Here is an 18149-nt window from a genome sequence, read left to right on the forward strand (position 1 = left end):
ATCTAGCTTCAAAGCTAAATACAAGGGGGAAACGATTTGACTCGCTTAGTTTTACTTATGATTCCAATTCTGATGCTGTTCGTATCCGGTTGTCAGGATCATAGCCAGTCCATGAAGGCACCAGTTTCTGTTCAAAAGTCTGATCCTCAGGTCATCCATTACATATCCCCTCAAGGAAACGACTCGAATAAAGGAACCATTCAATCTCCATGGAAAACATTGCAGCACGCTGCCGACCATGCTTCACCAGGAAGCACGATCTATTTGCGTGAAGGGGTCTATCATCAGAAAGTCAAAATCACCAGGAGCGGTCATTCCTCCAGTAATCCGACCCTATTTTCCAGTTATCCTCAGGAGAAGGTTCTCCTTGATGGTAAAGATCTATCCGTTCGGGGGATTGAAGGGTTGATTGAAATTGAAAATGCCAGTTATATTACGATTCAGAATCTCGAAATTCGTAACTTCACAACCACACTAGGGGGCCAAGTCCCAAGCGGGATCTATGTCCACGGAGCAGGTGAGCACATTCAGCTATTAGGCAACACCATACACGCGATCGCTAGTTACGCATCTCCTGAAGGTCCCGATTTGCGGGGCAGGGATGCCCACGGTATTGCCATTTATGGCACAGAGCACCCTCAAGCATTACGCGATATCATCATCAAGGATAATGAATTGTATGATCTGACACTTGGTTCAAGTGAATCACTTGCAGTCAACGGTAATGTTGATACGTTTGCCATACAGAACAATATCATCCATGATTCCGACAACATTGGTATTGATCTGATCGGGTACGAAGGTACGTCCGAGGACGATACGTACGATCAGGCTCGGAACGGTGTTGTACGAGGCAACGAAGTATACGATATTACATCCAATAACAACCCATCCTACGGTACAGACCTGCCCAATGATACCAACTCGGCGGGCGGCATCTATGTAGATGGCGGGAAAGATCATATCATTGACCAAAACCGGGTGTATCGGAGCGATATCGGAATTGAGATTGCCTCAGAGCATGCTGGACGTTCGACAAGCAACATTACCGTGCGGGATAACCTGATTTATTCCAACCGACTGACTGGCATTGCCATGGGTGGATATGACGAAGAACGGGGAGCTACCGAGGATAGCAAAATTATGTACAATACGCTTGTTGGGAATGATACGCTGAATGCAGGCAATGGACAGTTATTCATGCAATCACGGACGAAGAACAATACGTTCATGCGTAACATTCTCGTATCGGGCAGCTCGGAAGTACTGATATACAATGAATATACTAGCAATACCGACAATGTGTTTGACCATAATGTCTATTACTCACCAGGAGAGCAGCAAGATGCCCTGTGGGTTTGGAAAAATAAAGCCTACTCCGGCATCGCCGCCTACATTAAGGGATCTGGCAACGATGCACACTCTCTATATGTGAACCCGGCATTTACGGATGAGTCCAACGAAGATTTCCGTCTCCAGGCGAATTCTCCGGCGAAGGCGTATGGTTACCTTGCCCCACGGTAAAATAACCCTGAGGAACCCATGTTTGATTAGGGGGCTCAAACTCGCTGAAGTGCACTTTCGGAATCTTCAGACACGCCCTGGTTCATTCTGTTTCACGCAAATAAAAGGAGCCTGTGCTATGTGGGATCATCTCCCTAATCATGCACAGGCTCCTTGTCGTTTTCTTTTGATGCCATCCAACCCTTAACTTCTTACCATCTGTGCTGCATGTGTCACCCGGTTTCGTCCTCCAGTTTTGGAGGCGTACAGGGCGTTGTCCGCTTTTTGGAACAAGGACTTTTCCGTATCTTCCTCGACCACAGTGGCCGCCCCGATACTCACAGTAATGTTATATTCACCCCAGTCGGCTGAAGCAACCTGTGAACGATATCGTTCTGCGATACCGATCGCCTGCTCCTCTTCACAATCTGGAAGAATGATAACAAATTCCTCTCCACCGTAACGCGCCACCACATCCGTACTACGCGAGACCGATTGTAGCAGTCCCGCCAAATTTCCGAGCACCAGATCTCCGATCGGATGTCCGTAGGTATCATTAATGCTTTTAAAATGATCAATATCCACTACCAGAAGAGAGAAATAACGTTGTTTCTCCTGGAACAACAGCAAGCTTTCAACCATTTTTTCCTGGAAAAATCTGCGGTTCTTCAGTCCTGTCAGCAAGTCTGTGGAGGCCAGCGTTTCCAACTGATCATTCACTTTGATAAGGGCCTGCTCTTTGATCTTATATTCCTCGTGTAATCGTTCAAGCTCCTTGTTTGCTTCTTGGGTCGCCTGATACAGCTCCTGCAGCTTCGTTTTGGTATGCAAAATATCCTTCTCATGTTCGATTCGCTTACGCATGACTACAACAACACAATCGACCACGCTTTCCCCGTTACGGGTCTGTCGAACACCGTTAAGCAGCACGGGAACAGGCTGCTGATCACGAGTACGAAACGTGAAGTACATCTCGTCCACATGTCCATATAACTGGATGTAGGGATAGAAATACGTATGGAAAAACACCTTATTGCTCACCGACATGGTGGACTCAATGTGTTGCCCCACAAGCTCATCGCGCTCATATCCAAGCATCGTAAGCAAAGTTTGATTAATCGATTGTACGATGCCCGAATCCGAGATAGAGAAATATCCACAGGGAGCCAGATCTAATTGTATATCCATGGAATAACGCCTTTCTACCGAGTTTTATGCGCTCGTCAAATAATCCTTAATCATGCGGATCGTTTCTTCCGGTTGACTTAGATGCGGATAATGTCCCTTGGCCGTCATCTGTTGCAACCTGCTGTTCTTGAGATGAGCGTGCAAGTAATCCCCTACTTCAACCGGAGCAATGCTGTCTTCGGAACACTGAAGAATCAGCGTTGGCACTGTTGCCTGATTCAGATCAATACGGCAGTCAGATAAAAACGTCACTTCGGCAAATTGTCTCGCAATATGCGGATCTCTGGAGCAGAAGCTTTTCTCCAACTCTTCCGTCAGATCTTTCCGTTCCGGATAGTTCATCACAATGGGTGCCAGATAACTCGCCCACCCAATAAAATTCATCTGCATCATCTCAAGCAATTCATCGATATCATTCCGATCAAAACCTCCATAATAATTCGGAAGATCATTCACGTAACGTGGGGACGGCCCCAACATGACGATTTGTTTGAAATATTTGGGGTTCTGAATCGATGCCAGCATGCCAATCATGCTGCTGACGGAATGCCCGACAAATATGGTGTCCTGTAGTTCAAGTACTTCCATAATTTCCAGCACATCTTGGGCGTATCCTTGGAGGTTGCTATATTTGCCAGCATCGTAATAGTTAATTTGAGATTCACCAGATCCAACATAATCAAACAAAATTACACGGTAGTTCTCCGTAAAACTTGGAACAATGTAACGCCACATATCCTGATCGCATCCAAAACCATGTGCAAATACAATCGTTTGGCTACCTGAACCAAGCACTTTAACATTATTTCTTACAAGCACATCTATCGTCATTTCATATCACCTCTCTGAGGTAGTACTCACTTGAGTCAATCTATCTGATTATTATATCGGAAAATGTTGGGATATGGATTAAAAATGTTTAATCACTTCTTTCACCCACAAAAAAATTCGTTAATCAATGCTCTGAATACGCGCTTTACATTCTGACTATCGTCAGGTAAAATCGATTCAACATGTCGCGCGACAGAGATCAATATTACGGAGGAAAATCATGAGTACTTCAACACACAGCCATTCACCTCAGCATCTATGGGGAAGATCATTCATATTTATCATGTTAGCCAACGCAATATTGTTTATGGCCTTTGAAATGCTGCTTCCCACCCTGCCCCTATTCGTCTCTAGTTTGGGTGGAGAAGCTTCCCAGATTGGGCTTGTTACCGGCATATTTATGTTTTCTGCCATCTTGATTCGTCCCTTCACATCTGTATTAGCAGCTCGAATAGATAAAAAATATCTGTTGATTATCGGTATAACCATCTGTGCAGTAATGACTGGCGCATACTACCTATCGTCAGGTATCTGGATGATTCTCGTGTTCCGGGTAATCCATGGATTTGGATTTGGTTTAGCGACGACATTTTTTGCAACGATGGCTACGGAAAATATACCCAGAGATCGCCGAGGAGAAGGCATGGGTTATTTCGGGGTAGGGGAAACCGTCGCCATATCCATCGGTCCACTGATCGGAACAAGCCTGTTGTTTAAGTACGACTATCAGAGTTTGTTTATGGGAGGTATGTGCATTTTGCTGTTGGCTCTCCTGATGGCCGTGTTTGTTTCCAGAAAGCCTAGACCGTTATCTGGTAGCGTAAGCTCTGAACTTCCTGCTGCGACCGTCAAGTTGATCGAAAAGAAAGTACTGTTCCCTTCGTTGCTCATTATGCTCGTTGGCATTGCAGCCGGGTCGATCATGTCCTTTGTGGCTTTATTCGCTGCCGAGAGAGGATTCAACAATGTCGCCTGGTTTTTCTTTATCGTCGCTATCGCCAGCTTCGCCGTCCGACTCTTTTCCGGAAAAATGTTTGATCGATTGGGACCAGGCTCCGTGTTATTACCTTCAGCGGTGTTTGCAATTGCAGGACTACTGGTTCTGACAATCGCCCAGAATGAGCTGCAATTCCTGATCGCTGGTGCGTTATACGGCTTTGGCTTTGGTGCTATATTCCCGGCTATTCAGACCTGGTGTGTGAATCTTGTAGAAGAACACGAGCATGAAAATGCGATGGCTTCCTTCTTTAATTTTTTTGACCTCGGGATTGGTGGTGGCTCGTTGATCTTGGGTGTGGTAGCTTCTGCATTTTCCTATACGGTGGTGTATGCTATCTCTATAGGCATTTTTGTGGTATATATCTTGTTATATTTGGTATACTCCCAAAAACAGCAGAGGTATACAGCTCGCCAACTGGAGGTAGACATTGAGTAAAAAACGAATCAAAGAAATTGCCATTCAACATTTTAATCGTCTGGGTTACGAGGGGACCAAGATGGCGCAGATTGCCGAAGAGGCAGGCATTCGCAAGCAATCTCTGGCTTATCATTATTCATCCAAAAAAGCGTTATTGCTGGAGTTATATGAGGAAGTCGTGCAGGAGGAACAGCAGTTTGTACGCCAATTCTTCAGCGAGTCTGTTACCCAAACTCTGGATCAGCAGCTATATGCTTTTTTGCATGAACACAAAAATCGCTTCCTGACTCACCCGAACGTTGCTTTTATGTATATCCTTTCCTTTATCACACCGCTTGAGGTGCATGATTTTGTGCTGGCCCAATATCGAACGTACCTCGGGACACTGAAGGAAGAGCTGGCAGCCGTATTTACCAGACATCCTGATATACGCCTGAGTCCGGAAGAAGCCACCGTAGCCTTTGTCACCGTGATGGATGGATTGGATGTACAGCTCGTGTATGAGACACGACAATCCTATGAACAAGCTTTGGCGATCACCTGGAATGTCTTCTGGTCAGGCATCCAGCGCTAACGAATCGATTACGATCAGACTACAAAAATAAGAGGGGCGTCCCGCCAGTCATGTTGATGACTTTTGGGACAGCCCCTCTATTTCTTTATTTCACGGTTAGGATCACACGTTGATAATGCTTCAACTGATGCTCTCCATCATCTTGTACTTCGGCAACGATATGAATGGTATCGCCTGATTTGGCATCGTCAGGAATGGTGAATGTCACCGCTTCGGTGTCACTGCCCTGCAATTTTATCGTATCCACCTGCTCATCCTTGGCAAGGTCACGATGCAATCCAAGTTGCAGATCACCCGCCATTTCTGGCTGAACTTTGTTCTGTTCTACTTTGGAATCCTCATATGTGTCCGCTTCGAAATATCTCCACCACGTATACGTCAGTTGATCTCCATCCGGGTCAGTGCCCTCCGCGTGAAGAGTAACTTCCTCCCCAGGACTAACACTCAGATCCAGCCCTTCCTTAATCGTTAATGACGGATTATGGTTGGCACCTTCGTAAGTGTCTGCAACTGCCCAGTCTGCACGTGCTGCAAAATCATCCTGCACATCGTCAAACCATCTCATCAGAGAGTATTCGGCTTCATAGCGTTTGGTGTAGGGATCGTAATCAAGCACATTGTTTCTAAACAGCTTGTCGTTCACGACGCCAAAGCGTCCACCCCAACCGCCGTAGGAAGGGTCTTCCATACTGCGCAGCCCATTATCGATCAGATAGAAGAAGGATGGAGAATCTCCCTCAGATATAAAATCGTACTTGTCATATTGCGGATTGTTCTTAAGATATTCAGCACTTCCGCGCTGTTCTTCGGCCAGTTCGCCTTCGATCATTTTGCCGTCACCCATTGACGCATACATATCCATCAGCTTGCCATGTCCGTCCAGAATGTTCTTGACCATCCAGTCGCCATGAAGCTTACTGTTCACTTCTTCGGCATGCATCTTCCATGCATAGGCAAAATGCCAGAAGTTCGATTGGTCATTGAGAATACGGATATCCGGCCAATTCTTCGCAATGTATTCGTTGTAGCTGTCATCCTGATCGAGAATGATATACAGGACCAGTTTGTCGCTGACTTTTTTGCGAATCGTATCCCACTCAGCCGTGTCTTTGTACTGTTCCTCAATCGATTTCAGCGCTCGGGCTGTGGTATTGGTACCACCCCATGTCTGAACAATCAGATCTCGGGAATCATTGTCGAGGAAAAGAGTTTCGAGGAATTCGGAACCTTCGGTTTCCTTCTCCATCTCCCCTTTATCGGAAATATTCCCGATCTTGGTCATCGCTCGAAGCTGTTCCGGCTCCGGATAACCCTCCGCATGTTTGGACAAGTTCGGATAGATCTCGCCATAGGCATCGATCATGTCGTACACCCACTGTGTGCCTGTCCAGCGGAACGGTTTGATCCCCGCTTCCTCGTCTCCAGCATAATGATACACGGAGCTGGTCAGTACAATGCCGGCGAGATCCATCTCATTCGAATACAGGAGGAAACGAATGACCGAGTTCATATCATCCACTTCACCGTCGGTTGTAATCACCGTTCTGCCTTTGGCAGCTTGGTTGTTTGCAGGTTCCTGGGTTTCATTTTCCGTCTGCTCTGTTGCCTGATTCGGTGTGTCACTCGCGGTTTGCGGTGCTTTGGTTGCGCATCCACTAATCACCAGAATGATACTGAGACAACCTGCGGCAAAACCGTTTAACCATTTTCTCTTGTTCATAATGCTCCCCTTTCTTGTGTACAGCGTGATGTTGGTGTCGGGATAAGTACGTACTCTGTTTTTCTATCCTTAATATGGACCGTAGAATGCAAAAAAACCCGAACAACAATATGAATGGCACAAAGTCCACGCATAGTGTGTTCAGGTTTTGCCTGCCCGAAGCAGTAACAATCCTTATTTGAATGAAATTATATCATGTTCACAAATGAATGTAAACGTATTCAAACGTTTTTTTCGAATTTATCTTTGATATAGTATAATGCATATAGCCAAGAATCAAATGGATCGGCGTAGGACTAAACCAATTCTCCAGGAGGAATCAGACATCATGCAACAACTGGATGCGGCCTTGAGCCGTTTTGTGGAACAGCAGGATTTATATAATGAAGCTTATGGACTTTTCCAAAATCATGATCTGCGTCCTCGCGAACAACATCACCCACCGGAAGTGGACACACGAATACCTCTTTCTCCAGAACTTCAGTATCTGTACAGTCATTATGAAATGATGGATGCGGATGCGGAAGGTACACTCAAAATGAAAAATGCCGCCGTCGAGATCGGTGATGCAGCGCTGATCGCCTTTGTTGCACCTGAACATCTGCACCGTCAGCAACGAGGTTACCGCTGGATTGGCATGAATGAACCCTATGAAGAATCCTCCACTTGGCCAAAAAATCACATCGTCATCGCAAATGTGAACGATGATCCGATCATTGTAGATGTGGAAGCACCGAACTCTCCCGTATATGCCGCTTTTACAGGTGGAGAAGCCAATCGTGTCGCTGATTCGCTGTCTGATTTTTTCAGTGCACTCGCTATCCTGATCGAAGCGGCACGGAGCTATGCCGGGGAAGTGAAAGATGAAGAAACCTATGAAACCAAGCCCGAGTATCTGGAGCATGTGGAACCGCTAATGAATGATCTGTTGGGAGAAGAGCATACTTCACATCTTTTCGAGTATCTGTCATTTTGTTAAATCATTGTCTTAAAGGAATTGGAGGGACATCGATATGAACTATGTAGCTTTGTTGCGAGGTATTAATGTAGGTGGGAACAATAAAGTTAATATGAAGCAGCTGAAAGAAACGTTTGAACAAGCAGGCATGCTGGATGTCGTGACCTACATCAACTCTGGCAATATTATCTTTGCCGATCATCAGGAACGTGCCAATGCGAATGCGGAGATATCCCATGTGTTAGAACAGGCCATCGCCGCCGATTTTGGCTTACAGATCAGGGTGATGGTGCGGAATATGGATGAAATCCATAGCGTTATTCAGGCGCTGCCAGAAGAATGGGCTAATGATGACACCGCCAAAAGTGATGTGATGTTCCTCTGGGATGAGATCAATGAGCCCTCCGTGCTGGACAAGCTGCCCATCAAACCGGAAATAGGCACGCTGATCTATGTACCCGGAGCCATTTTATATTCGGTCAGCAGAGAAGATGCGTCAAAAAGTGGCATGAACAGGCTTGTGGGGTCCAAAGTCTATGCCTATATGACGGTTAGAAATGTGAATACCACACGTAAAATCTATGCACTAATGCAGGCAGCCGCTGCTACGCGTTAAACAGGTCGCCGTATCCGGCTTCGCAGCAGCTTGTCTCTATGGTGCATTGTAGCTTAAATCACGCAGCTAACTAATGAGATCCGGCTACCGATTGGGGCTGGTTCTTTCTCATTCCCAGCATCATGATTGCCATGAAAACAACCAGAACAGCCACGAGCGTAAATGGAATATGTTTGTCCACCTGATAGAGTGTCGTTGTAAGTATTGGAGTAATGACGGCGGATATCCCCTGAATCGCTGCTACCAATCCCGCTGCTCCTCCCTGCTGTTCTTTGCTAACCGCGAGCGAAGCACCTGCCATGAACCCCGGCATCATCAGACCCGAACCCATACCGAACAGGAAGAATGAGAAATAGTACATGGGCAACTGGGTGAATACAAGAAACAGGATCATGCTTGCGATCAGGAAAAGGGACCCTAGCAAAATCATCGGACGCGGCTGCCATTTCAACCACTTCATCTGAATGACTTGCATGATCAACATGGCTGCTCCGGAAAACATGAGTCCAAACGAAACCATTCGGGCCGTCGCCGCTGGAGATAGAGCCAGTTGATCCTGAAAATAAAATCCCCCGACAACCTGCAATGTCATGATGCCAATCATCGTAACCAAGCCGGCAGCAAGGTACATTCGTAGACCGCGTTGGAATGGGTTGACTTTAGGCGGCTTTGCCTGAATGACGGGTTTGGCTGCTGGAATTAACAACAAAGCGATAATAAACGCAGCAATCGCTATAAAAATGCCAAAATAAAGTGGCCACAGCAGACCGATGATCGTAAATGCTCCTGCAATGGCGGGTCCAAATACAAGGCCGAGTCCATTGGCAGCGCTGATAATCGCCATCCCGCTTCCCCGCTCCTCCCCTTCTGTCACATCACCCATATAGGCTTGAGCAGAAGAGAGTACGGCTGGTATAAACATGCCGATCAGACTGCGCGTCACAATCAGAAGGGTAAGCAACACGCCTCCTCCAATCCATGCATTCAATCCCCCATACAATGCCAGGGCAAATAATGCAAAGCTAACAGACATCCCTATGAACCCAATCAATATGATGGGTTTTCTACCCTTCAGATCACTGAATCTGCCCCATACCGGAGCCATAACCGCCATCATAATGGAACCAAGCGAAATAATAAGACCGGAATGACTTTCTTTCATGCCCAACTCGCGAATAAGCGGCGGCATAATGGGTGCAATCAGCATCAGACCCAACATCGCTGCAAATACGCTAAAAAAAATACTTCCTCTGATTCGGTTCATGCTTATACACTCCTCTATATTTCAGTACAGTAACCACTGTACCTGGAGTATACAAGGCTGAGAGAATGCTTACTGCCTCTATACGGAACAATTCACCGCAAGGCGGATTTATTAATCTTATTTTAAAAAAGATCAACCCATAAAACATTACACCAGACCACTACGATTACAGTACCATCTTCCGATCGCTGTTATCACCGGATTTCTGTGAATCCTTATATGATGGGAAAAATCCGTTGATAAAGGCGAACGCTCCGCTTCTCCAGACTGGTTCTGCACTCTTCGTTCTCGTGTAATCTTTCAATTCATCTTATTTAATAAATCTTTTTCATCTCAGAAGGCCTCACGCCGAATTTACGATAAAATTGCTGCGAAAAGGCACTGACATTGCTGTAACCGACCGCAATGGCGGCCTCGGTGACGTTGTTATCCTGATTGCGCAGCAACTTCATGGCGCTGTCGAGACGAACCTGACGCAAATATTCGAAGACCGTACTTCCGAAAAGTGCCTTGAATCCTTTTTTTAATTTAAAATCGTTAAGTCCCACTTGTCTGGACAATGCTAGCAAGGACGGAGGATCTACCATGCAAGCCTCCATAATCTCCCGTGCCGTATGTAACTTCCGGATGTCCTCTCTGGAGAATCCCGATGGGATTGGCGCCAGATCAAACAGTTGGATCATAAATCGATTCAAGATTTCCAAGGCTGTCGCTTCCATCATTAAAGATGATCGATAACTGTTGTTTAACTCCACAATCAAACTGTCGATCATCGTTCGTATCCGGTTATCCAGTTGAAAGACAATCGGCTTGAACACCTTGCGCCCCAATACCTGATTAAACGCAATCGGCTTGAAACTGCCCAATTGGGCCGCTGCATAATTGAACAGAGAGACCGGAATCCCTAGCGAAAAAGAAGTATACGGCTCCCCGGCTGGAGGATGAAACCATGCTTCAAAATCATACATGAAAATGAGGGCCCCCTGCCCAATGGATAACGAATAATCCATGCCGGAAATATCAACATGCCGTTGACCCGACAAGGCAAATTGCAGCTCCACAATAGGCGTCTCGGATGCAAAATATGTTGGATACGGCTGATGATATTCAACTAGGGAATATAAAATCTCAATGCCACTGTAAGTCGTTACTCTTTTGATATTGCCACTGCCCGCCTTGGGAGAGAGCAGATACGTATGTTCATCCTGCTGACTATAAGGTTCCTGGGTCAGGTAATGCTGATATACTACGCCTAATGCATCATCCGTGCGCATCGGTATTCACCTCGTCTATAACTTGATCAGACTCGTCAGTTAAGAAAGCCTGAATTAATTGATAATGATTCTCAATTAATTCTAGCGTATTTTCTCCCGTTCGACCAGACCCATGACAAGATCGTTACCCTTTAGACTGAAACCGATCCAGAAAACGTTGAATAATAAGGTTCGAGGATTTGCTCTCCCGCATGACCCAGCCAATTGAAATAACACGTTGTATGCCCTCAATCTCAAGGGTGGTAAAGTCATAATGCAATACACTTCTGTCATGTGTGAAGGAGTATTCATGCCCAATCGTTACAGCATTTAATTGAGCAAGCGCGGCATTGACTACTTCAGAATTGTTGGTTCGAAATAGTACATCCACCTCGCCTACCCTTTGTGAAAGTTCCCCTATGAAATCATCCACCAGCTCGTCATTAAATAACACAAGCGTCTCATTCTTCAACTCGTGCAAGGAGATTGACTTTTGATCTGCCAACCGGTTCGTAAGATTCACGCACGCGCGCATGACGCCTTCATCAATCGGTACAAAGTGTAGTCCTGCCAGGTGCTGCTCCATATCATCTTGGTAAAGGGCAATCAGACCGAGATCCACCTGTTTGTTACGGACATCTTTGATAATATTGCGTGCAGCACTCTCGGAAAGTTCAAATTTTAGATCAGGATACCGCTTCTTCATACTCGCGATCGTAGGTATAATACCGGGTACACCACCGGGTATGGCTGACAATCGCAGTTCTCCACGGATGGACTCCCCAATATATTGGGCATCCTCTTTGATCGTTTGTACCATGTCCACGATGGATTTCATTTTATCCAAAATCGGCTTGGCCTGCTCCAGCATAAACGCACCATTACGGGAACGACTGAACAAGAGCATGCCAAGCTCATTCTCCAATCGCGTTATGGCCTGACTGATGGTGGATTGCGTTACTGACAGGGCCGAAGCAGCCAGCGTAATTGATTTTGTTTTTTCCACTTCAAGTGCATATTGCATTTGTTCCAAATTCATAGATAACCTCTATCCTTCTATCATTAATTTTATTTAAGTTAACTACACTTTTGTTAAATATACATGAATCATAAAATTAAGTATACTTTGAACTGAAGGTAAATGTAAGCGAAATCATGTTATCTCACTAGACAAAGGAGTGCTAGATATGAATACGTTTGAGAACCGTTTTGCGGGTAAAGTAGCCATTGTTACGGGCGGAGCATCCGGTATCGGTTATGCCATTGCAAGACGACTTGTCCAAGAAGGGGCTTCTGTACTTGCCGCTGATTTGAATACTGAACGTTTGGAAGCGATCCAAGGCGAACTTGGGGAACGTTTTGTCGGGGTTAAAGCCAATGTGACCGTCGAAACAGATGTGGAGGACATGGTTCAAGCCGCAGTTAAACGATTCGGAAAGCTGGATCTGGCCTTTAATGTGGCTGGTGCATCCCGAGCAGGCGTAATCACTGAACTCTCCGAGAAGGACTGGGATTTTACCGTGGACCTATGTATGAAGGGAGTCTTCCTGAGCATGAAACACGAAGCGATTGAGATGGCCAAACATGGTGGCGGAGCCATTGTGAACGTAGCTTCTCTCAACTCCCAGGTACCTATGTATGCCGGATCAGCCTATGCTTCTGCCAAAGCTGGCGTCGAAATGCTCACCAAGAACGGAGCGCTTGAAATGGCTCGCAACGGTATTCGCGTGAATGCTATCCTTCCTGGCCTGATCGATACACCGCTAACTGCGGAACTGCTCTCCAATGCAGATATTAAAGAAGCTTATATGGAGCGCATTCCTATGAAACGGGCTGCACAGCCGGAAGAAATGACAGGACCTGCCTTGTTCCTCGCGAGTGAGGATGCGGGTTATGTATCGGGTTCCAGTCTGATCGTGGATGGTGCTTGGGCGACTACCGGTTATCCTGACTTGAGCCGCTGGTTCTAACCTATCAAAAGGTATAAATCTCCTGGGCTCTGCCCCACACTAACGTAAAGAAAGCCTATTGGACAGAAATCATTCTGCCGATAGGCTTTTTGTTTGCATTCATATCTGGAAGACATCATTTTTTACACAAATTGCAGACTTCTCTTACCTTTCCTTAACATAAGCTCCCTATACTAAAACAATTGTACAACTCATCACACACGAAACGATAAAGGGGATCTGGAACATTGAAAAAGAGAAATCAATGGCTTGCCGTTCTGTCGATGACTGCTATTCTAACCGCTGGAGCAACAAGCTACACATCCATGATTCATGCTGCTGACGCAAGTAAAACCACCAATGATCATGTCGTATTGCGTACAGCCATACAGAATATGCAGGGTACGGTTACATGGAACGGAAGCAGTCGCAGTGTTGATATCCAGATCGCAGATACCAAAGTACAACTTCCTGTAGGAACGTCCTCAGCCACCATCAACGGTGTGAAAATTCCTCTGGATAGTAAAAGCTATATCACCAACGGGACAACGTATGTATCTTCCCAAACACTTCAATTAATCACGGATCAATTGATCCTGAAACAAAATAAAACCGGTTTTGAACGGACCGCATCCTTCCAGATGCCCAGTGGCAAAGCAGAAATATCAGCCTCTACGCCAGATGGACAGCGCCTGCTTGTAACCGAAGCGGACAATGGCAGCATTGCCATACTGGATATTGCTGACCTAAAAAACATCAATGTATTGAAGACGGTCAGCTTCCATGACCTCTCCGCCAAAGCTGAAGTCACAAGCGTAACCGTGTCCAAAGATGGCAAATATGGTCTTGCAGTTATTCGCACAGGGGATACGGACAGTGAAGCAAACAAAGGTTTACTTGCCATTGTGGATCTGACAACCTACAAAACGGTAAAAACATATGAACTCGGTATTGGTCCTGACTCGATTGCACTGTCACCTGACGGTCTGCATGCGGTGATCGCGATAGAGGATGAAGAACTGAATAAAGCTGCCGATGAAATTGACTATGCCAACACCAAACGTCCGGGTAGCATTATGGTTGTATCTTTTGCTGGCGGGAACGTATTGGAGGGTGAAATCACGAGCTTGCCGGTATCACTGGACAATGTAGAAGGTGCTATCTATAAGCATGATCCACAGCCGGAGTATGTTGCCATTAGTCCGGATAGCAAAACAGCAGCCATCACGTTACAGGAGAACAATGTCGTGGCCATCGTAGATCTGGAGACCAAAAAGATCAGCTCCATCTTCGCGCTGGGTACCACTTCACATCAAGCAGACCTGAAAGATGACGGTATCGTTCAGTTTAAAGAGACGTTGACCGCTCGTTATGAACCGGATGGGATTGCTTTCTCGGCAGGTGGTAACTACCTGCTGACAGCCAATGAAGGGGACTTGGGCAAGGATGAATTTGAGGATGGTGTAAAAGCAGGCGGACGTAATATTGCTGTCTGGAATCTGCAAGGCCAACGGATGTACGATAGCCAAAACCTCATTGACGAGGCAACCGCCATGGTTGGCTTGTACCCTGATGATCGTAGCCCCAACAAAGGTAGCGAAGTGGAGAATCTGACCGTTGCTACTGTAGACGGCACAACATATGCCGCGGTAGCTTCCGAACGGGCAGATGCCATTTTGTTCTTCGATCTTGCTGATCCGGTCAATCCGGACTATCTGGGTCTGATCCCTACAGCCGGAGAGTCGCCGGAGGGAATCCATCGGGTAAATGGACGCAGTCTGTTTGTGAGTGCTGATGAAAGCACGGGAACACTTAGTTTTTTTGCCAAGAAATAGATCGAGCGCCCTTGGTAAGCAAAGGCTGAAATGAATGGTTTCACGTTGTATTGAGCAGGAAGGGGCGAAAAGCCCCTGTCCTCTCAAACTGTTGTACACGCTATTTCACGTTTCCACATATAGTTGATACCAAACGGTCATCGACGCTTCATATTTTCCAATTCCCGCCTGTTCCGCTCTACTTCCTCTTGTAATACGCGTACTTCCATCCTTAATGCGGATACTTCCTCTTTGACGCCAGACCTCTTCATCACAAGATAGAAAACCAGATATAATACAAGACCAATCATAATAAAGAAAATTAATAGCGTTATAATACCTGCAATACCAAAATTACTAACTCCATCCATAATGTACGTTTTCCCCTTTCCCATATCTTATTAATTTATATTTACAACAATACCATATTTAAGTATAACGAACAGTACAAAAAGCCAAGAGAGCATGCTCCCTTGGCTTTCAATTTATCTATATATACCTTCCTATCCGGTAATCCTTATTCCCAGAAGAAACGACCTGCGAACACTTTTTCCGTCAACAGTTTATACGTTTCTTCAGGCAATTCTTTTTTCATCTTCGCCATAACGGCGTCTTTGCCTTGATTATATTGTGTGGACATGCCAATCTCTGCCGTTGTATTGCTCGCATCCAGACGCATGATTGGGGCTTGAGCATCTTTCGTCCAAGGTGTCCATGCCTCCAGATCAGGTGATCCCCCCGTACCTGGATTGCCTGTGTACAGGAACTGCTTCAGATATGCTGCCATCGCGGCGGACAACTGATCACGTCCTGGTTTGTTTGTATCGCTAAAGTACCCCTCAGGGAAATAGGCAGCAATTCCGTCTGCGTGTCCTGTATAGAAGTCCATGTCTGCACCATGTGGTGCGCCAAGTAATGTAAGCAAACGCTCAGAGATGACTCCAGGTTGTGTGCCCCATGCAAAACGATACGCATATACCGGTGGCTGACCTGCTTTACTTGTCAATTGTTCTGCCACACGCTCTGCATTAAAGCCTGCATAAGCTTCGCTACCGTATTTCAACGCAGCGGCATATTGCTCCGCCTTGGTTTTATCGGTAAACAGAGTCTCATCTGCGATGGATGGAGCGAAGTTCGGATCACCGAAGGCAAATCCGGAGAACTCCGTTTCCAGGCTGCCGAGCAATACAGGTACTTTTTTATAATTGCCATTATTGATGGCGTCAAATCCTTCTTTTGGAATCACTGTACCATCACGGAACAGATGCGGGAATGGGTCCATACGGATTGCGGTTGCCCCAAACGCTGTGACCAACTTGTCCGCAGGCAGTGCACGCAGGTAGCTCTCCAGCTGTGCCTGAGATTGCTTGCCAATCCATGCTTTTGCTTCTTCTGCGTTAGCCGTTTTCCCATCTTGTACGATTAACTTCACGAGTACATCCTCGGATTTTTGCTCACCTTCTTCCGGTGATGCTGTCGTCAATCCTCCGCTGAAAGCGACTGCTTTTTGATACAGTCCTTTGCCAAGTGGAGAGATCAGAGTTGCCAGCACATCACGTGCACCCGCAGATTGTCCGGCTAATGTAACATTACCTGTATCTCCACCAAACCCTTCGATATTATCTTGCACCCACTCTAGTGCACGGAATGCATCGAGCAGACCGTAGTTACCGGAGTCATCCAGGGCATTACCTGTTTTCAGCGCTGCATTCTCGAAGAATCCAAGGGCTCCCAAACGATAGTTCACCGAGATAATGATGCTGTTGGTACTCCGTGCAAGCTGTTCACCCTGAAAATCTTTACCTGATCCGGTCATATTCCCGCCGCCGTGCAGGAACACCATCACCGGAAGTTTCGAACTGGTTGTGTCGGGACGCCAAATATTGAGATACAACGAATCCTCGCTACCTACAGTATTTTTACCGGAAATCTGTAAGCTGTTCGCTGCAAATTCCTTAGCCGATCTCGTTCCTGTCCATGCTTCCGGTTCTTGTGGAGCTTTCCAGCGCAGTTCGCCTACCGGAGGTGCCGCATAAGGAACACCAAGCCAGCCGAGCGTGCCATATTGCTCATAGGTTTTGCCATCAATTGCACCATATTTGGTCTGTTGCAGTGTTTGAGGTTGGAACGCCCCAGCCTCTTTATGTTTCAACCAGCTCTGCTCCAAGGTTCCACTGCCATTCTTGAGCTGCGTCTGCAATGCCTGTGCGGTTGCCTCTGCCAACAGGCGATTGGTAAGTTGACTCACGCCCTTCCCTTGAAGCGCCTTGATTCCTTTACCAGCCGCATAGGTGGAAGCCGCTCCTTGCTCATAATCCGTACCCGCTTCATATCCAAGCACCTTCAGCAGCATTCCGGCGTAACCTTCCGCTGTAAGCGGTGCATTAGGTTCAAACTTCTCCGTTCCTGTTACGATCTCAGACACATACGGATGCTGCTTCAAGTAACCAACGACCGGTTGCAATACTTTGCCTGCCTGAGCCGCATCGTCATACGTTTCCGATCCCTGATAAGCGAGTGCTTCTTTCTCCAATCCGGACAAACGCAAGTACAGTACTGCGGCCTGAATGCGTGTAGCCTTTTTGTTCAGATACGCCGCATTAACACCTTGACCGCTACCGCGAATAAGTTCGGATTGGATCAGCTTGTCCATCGCTGCTGAAGAAGAGGATGCTGTATTGCCTGCTGCATAAGCTGGTAGAGCGGATACACATAACCCCAGAATTGTTGCTACGGCAATCGAACGTTTAATGGTTTTCATGTCATAAATCTCCTCGCTGTCAAATAGTGTGTGATGGGATAATTTCATTGGAAATGATCATGTGAGATGCATATCTGAGAATCAGTATTCCAATGTCTGGATGAGTCTATATCTCTATTTAGGAAAACTTATATCTGCTGCGCTCCTTTCTGCTCAAAATTTCTGCTACGGCGCTTGCGGACATGCCATCAGGCATTTTTTTATATAAAAAAACCTGAACCGAAGGCAAACAGACATCGCTTTAGCGTGGTCTACTGCCCTCAATTCAGGTTTTGCCTGCAATCAGTAACAACCCTGAGGA

The 18149-nt window shown here is 46.3% G+C and carries 15 protein-coding genes; 7 read left to right on the forward strand and 8 right to left on the reverse strand.

Annotated features, from left to right (window positions below):
- Nucleotides 1-57 precede the first annotated feature (57 nt).
- Nucleotides 58-1524, forward strand: coding sequence for a DUF5123 domain-containing protein (locus tag MKX75_RS21275; protein ID WP_339166704.1), 1467 nt, complete (start codon nt 58-60; stop codon nt 1522-1524).
- 183 nt (nt 1525-1707) lie between these two features.
- On the opposite strand, the gene MKX75_RS21280 is transcribed toward MKX75_RS21275, so the two are convergent.
- Together MKX75_RS21280 and MKX75_RS21285 are read right to left on the reverse strand one after the other, a co-directional pair.
- Nucleotides 1708-2691 (reverse strand): sensor domain-containing diguanylate cyclase, encoded by a 984-nt coding sequence (locus MKX75_RS21280; RefSeq protein ID WP_076332896.1) that lies wholly within the window; start codon nt 2689-2691, stop codon nt 1708-1710.
- A 24-nt stretch (nt 2692-2715) separates the two neighbouring features.
- Nucleotides 2716-3522 carry an alpha/beta hydrolase gene (locus MKX75_RS21285; protein ID WP_339166705.1) on the reverse strand — a complete coding sequence of 269 codons (807 nt, stop codon included), beginning with the start codon at nt 3520-3522 and terminating at the stop codon, nt 2716-2718.
- A gap of 283 nt (nt 3523-3805) precedes the next feature.
- Here MKX75_RS21285 and MKX75_RS21290 point away from each other — a divergent pair, with 283 nt between their 5' ends.
- Both MKX75_RS21290 and MKX75_RS21295 read left to right on the forward strand, forming a co-directional pair.
- Nucleotides 3806-4957, forward strand: a complete 1152-nt coding sequence (locus tag MKX75_RS21290) for an MFS transporter (RefSeq protein ID WP_339166706.1) — start codon at nt 3806-3808, stop codon at nt 4955-4957.
- A complete protein-coding gene (locus MKX75_RS21295; protein WP_339166708.1) occupies nt 4950-5513 on the forward strand; it encodes a TetR/AcrR family transcriptional regulator in 564 nt (187 codons plus the stop codon). Before MKX75_RS21290 ends, MKX75_RS21295 begins: the two co-directional genes overlap by 8 nt.
- Nucleotides 5514-5598: 85 nt before the next feature.
- Here MKX75_RS21295 and MKX75_RS21300 read toward each other — a convergent pair whose 3' ends face one another.
- Complete coding sequence (locus tag MKX75_RS21300; RefSeq protein ID WP_076332892.1) at nt 5599-7233, reverse strand: DUF1593 domain-containing protein; 1635 nt, start codon at nt 7231-7233, stop codon at nt 5599-5601.
- Nucleotides 7234-7561: 328 nt separating this feature from the next.
- Between MKX75_RS21300 and MKX75_RS21305 the strand changes: the two genes are divergently transcribed.
- Nucleotides 7562-8212 carry a hypothetical protein gene (locus MKX75_RS21305; RefSeq protein ID WP_076332891.1) on the forward strand — a complete coding sequence of 217 codons (651 nt, stop codon included), beginning with the start codon at nt 7562-7564 and terminating at the stop codon, nt 8210-8212.
- Nucleotides 8213-8246: 34 nt separating this feature from the next.
- The gene (locus MKX75_RS21310; RefSeq protein WP_339166709.1) at nt 8247-8807 is read left to right on the forward strand and encodes a DUF1697 domain-containing protein; all 561 of its coding nucleotides are present in this window, start codon (nt 8247-8249) and stop codon (nt 8805-8807) included.
- A 70-nt stretch (nt 8808-8877) separates the two neighbouring features.
- On the opposite strand, the gene MKX75_RS21315 is transcribed toward MKX75_RS21310, so the two are convergent.
- The 3 genes from MKX75_RS21315 to MKX75_RS21325 all read right to left on the reverse strand — a co-directional run bounded on the left by MKX75_RS21315 (nt 8878) and on the right by MKX75_RS21325 (nt 12363).
- A complete protein-coding gene (locus MKX75_RS21315; RefSeq protein WP_339166710.1) occupies nt 8878-10071 on the reverse strand; it encodes an MFS transporter in 1194 nt (397 codons plus the stop codon).
- Nucleotides 10072-10385: 314 nt separating this feature from the next.
- A complete protein-coding gene (locus tag MKX75_RS21320) occupies nt 10386-11345 on the reverse strand; it encodes an AraC family transcriptional regulator (protein ID WP_339166711.1) in 960 nt (319 codons plus the stop codon).
- A gap of 124 nt (nt 11346-11469) precedes the next feature.
- The gene (locus MKX75_RS21325; protein WP_339166712.1) at nt 11470-12363 is read right to left on the reverse strand and encodes a LysR family transcriptional regulator; all 894 of its coding nucleotides are present in this window, start codon (nt 12361-12363) and stop codon (nt 11470-11472) included.
- 148 nt (nt 12364-12511) lie between these two features.
- On the opposite strand from MKX75_RS21325, the gene MKX75_RS21330 reads away from it, so the two are divergent.
- Nucleotides 12512-13294: an SDR family NAD(P)-dependent oxidoreductase gene (locus MKX75_RS21330; RefSeq protein WP_339166714.1), complete on the forward strand. Its 783-nt coding sequence runs from the start codon at nt 12512-12514 to the stop codon at nt 13292-13294.
- 227 nt (nt 13295-13521) lie between these two features.
- Nucleotides 13522-15108: a stalk domain-containing protein gene (locus MKX75_RS21335; protein WP_339166715.1), complete on the forward strand. Its 1587-nt coding sequence runs from the start codon at nt 13522-13524 to the stop codon at nt 15106-15108.
- 137 nt (nt 15109-15245) lie between these two features.
- Here the strand turns inward: MKX75_RS21335 and MKX75_RS21340 are convergent, their stop codons facing one another.
- Nucleotides 15246-15458: a hypothetical protein gene (locus MKX75_RS21340; RefSeq protein WP_017687076.1), complete on the reverse strand. Its 213-nt coding sequence runs from the start codon at nt 15456-15458 to the stop codon at nt 15246-15248.
- A 146-nt stretch (nt 15459-15604) separates the two neighbouring features.
- Nucleotides 15605-17848: a carboxylesterase family protein gene (locus MKX75_RS21345; protein ID WP_339166717.1), complete on the reverse strand. Its 2244-nt coding sequence runs from the start codon at nt 17846-17848 to the stop codon at nt 15605-15607.
- Nucleotides 17849-18149: the final 301 nt, after the last annotated feature.

It is taken from the genome of Paenibacillus sp. FSL R5-0341 (assembly GCF_037975235.1).
Taxonomy (GTDB): domain Bacteria; phylum Bacillota; class Bacilli; order Paenibacillales; family Paenibacillaceae; genus Paenibacillus; species Paenibacillus amylolyticus_A.

What these genes read in the sequence shown, in the direction of transcription:
- MKX75_RS21275 (WP_339166704.1), top strand. Translation starts at nt 58, where the DNA reads ATGATTCCAATTCTGATGCTGTTCGTATCCGGTTGTCAGGATCATAGC.
- MKX75_RS21320 (WP_339166711.1), bottom strand. Translation starts at nt 11,345, where the DNA reads ATGCGCACGGATGATGCATTAGGCGTAGTATATCAGCATTACCTGACC.
- MKX75_RS21280 (WP_076332896.1), bottom strand. Translation starts at nt 2,691, where the DNA reads ATGGATATACAATTAGATCTGGCTCCCTGTGGATATTTCTCTATCTCG.
- MKX75_RS21300 (WP_076332892.1), bottom strand. Translation starts at nt 7,233, where the DNA reads ATGAACAAGAGAAAATGGTTAAACGGTTTTGCCGCAGGTTGTCTCAGT.
- MKX75_RS21305 (WP_076332891.1), top strand. Translation starts at nt 7,562, where the DNA reads ATGCAACAACTGGATGCGGCCTTGAGCCGTTTTGTGGAACAGCAGGAT.
- MKX75_RS21310 (WP_339166709.1), top strand. Translation starts at nt 8,247, where the DNA reads ATGAACTATGTAGCTTTGTTGCGAGGTATTAATGTAGGTGGGAACAAT.
- MKX75_RS21340 (WP_017687076.1), bottom strand. Translation starts at nt 15,458, where the DNA reads ATGGATGGAGTTAGTAATTTTGGTATTGCAGGTATTATAACGCTATTA.
- MKX75_RS21285 (WP_339166705.1), bottom strand. Translation starts at nt 3,522, where the DNA reads ATGACGATAGATGTGCTTGTAAGAAATAATGTTAAAGTGCTTGGTTCA.
- MKX75_RS21345 (WP_339166717.1), bottom strand. Translation starts at nt 17,848, where the DNA reads ATGAAAACCATTAAACGTTCGATTGCCGTAGCAACAATTCTGGGGTTA.
- MKX75_RS21325 (WP_339166712.1), bottom strand. Translation starts at nt 12,363, where the DNA reads ATGAATTTGGAACAAATGCAATATGCACTTGAAGTGGAAAAAACAAAA.
- MKX75_RS21330 (WP_339166714.1), top strand. Translation starts at nt 12,512, where the DNA reads ATGAATACGTTTGAGAACCGTTTTGCGGGTAAAGTAGCCATTGTTACG.
- MKX75_RS21290 (WP_339166706.1), top strand. Translation starts at nt 3,806, where the DNA reads ATGTTAGCCAACGCAATATTGTTTATGGCCTTTGAAATGCTGCTTCCC.
- MKX75_RS21315 (WP_339166710.1), bottom strand. Translation starts at nt 10,071, where the DNA reads ATGAACCGAATCAGAGGAAGTATTTTTTTTAGCGTATTTGCAGCGATG.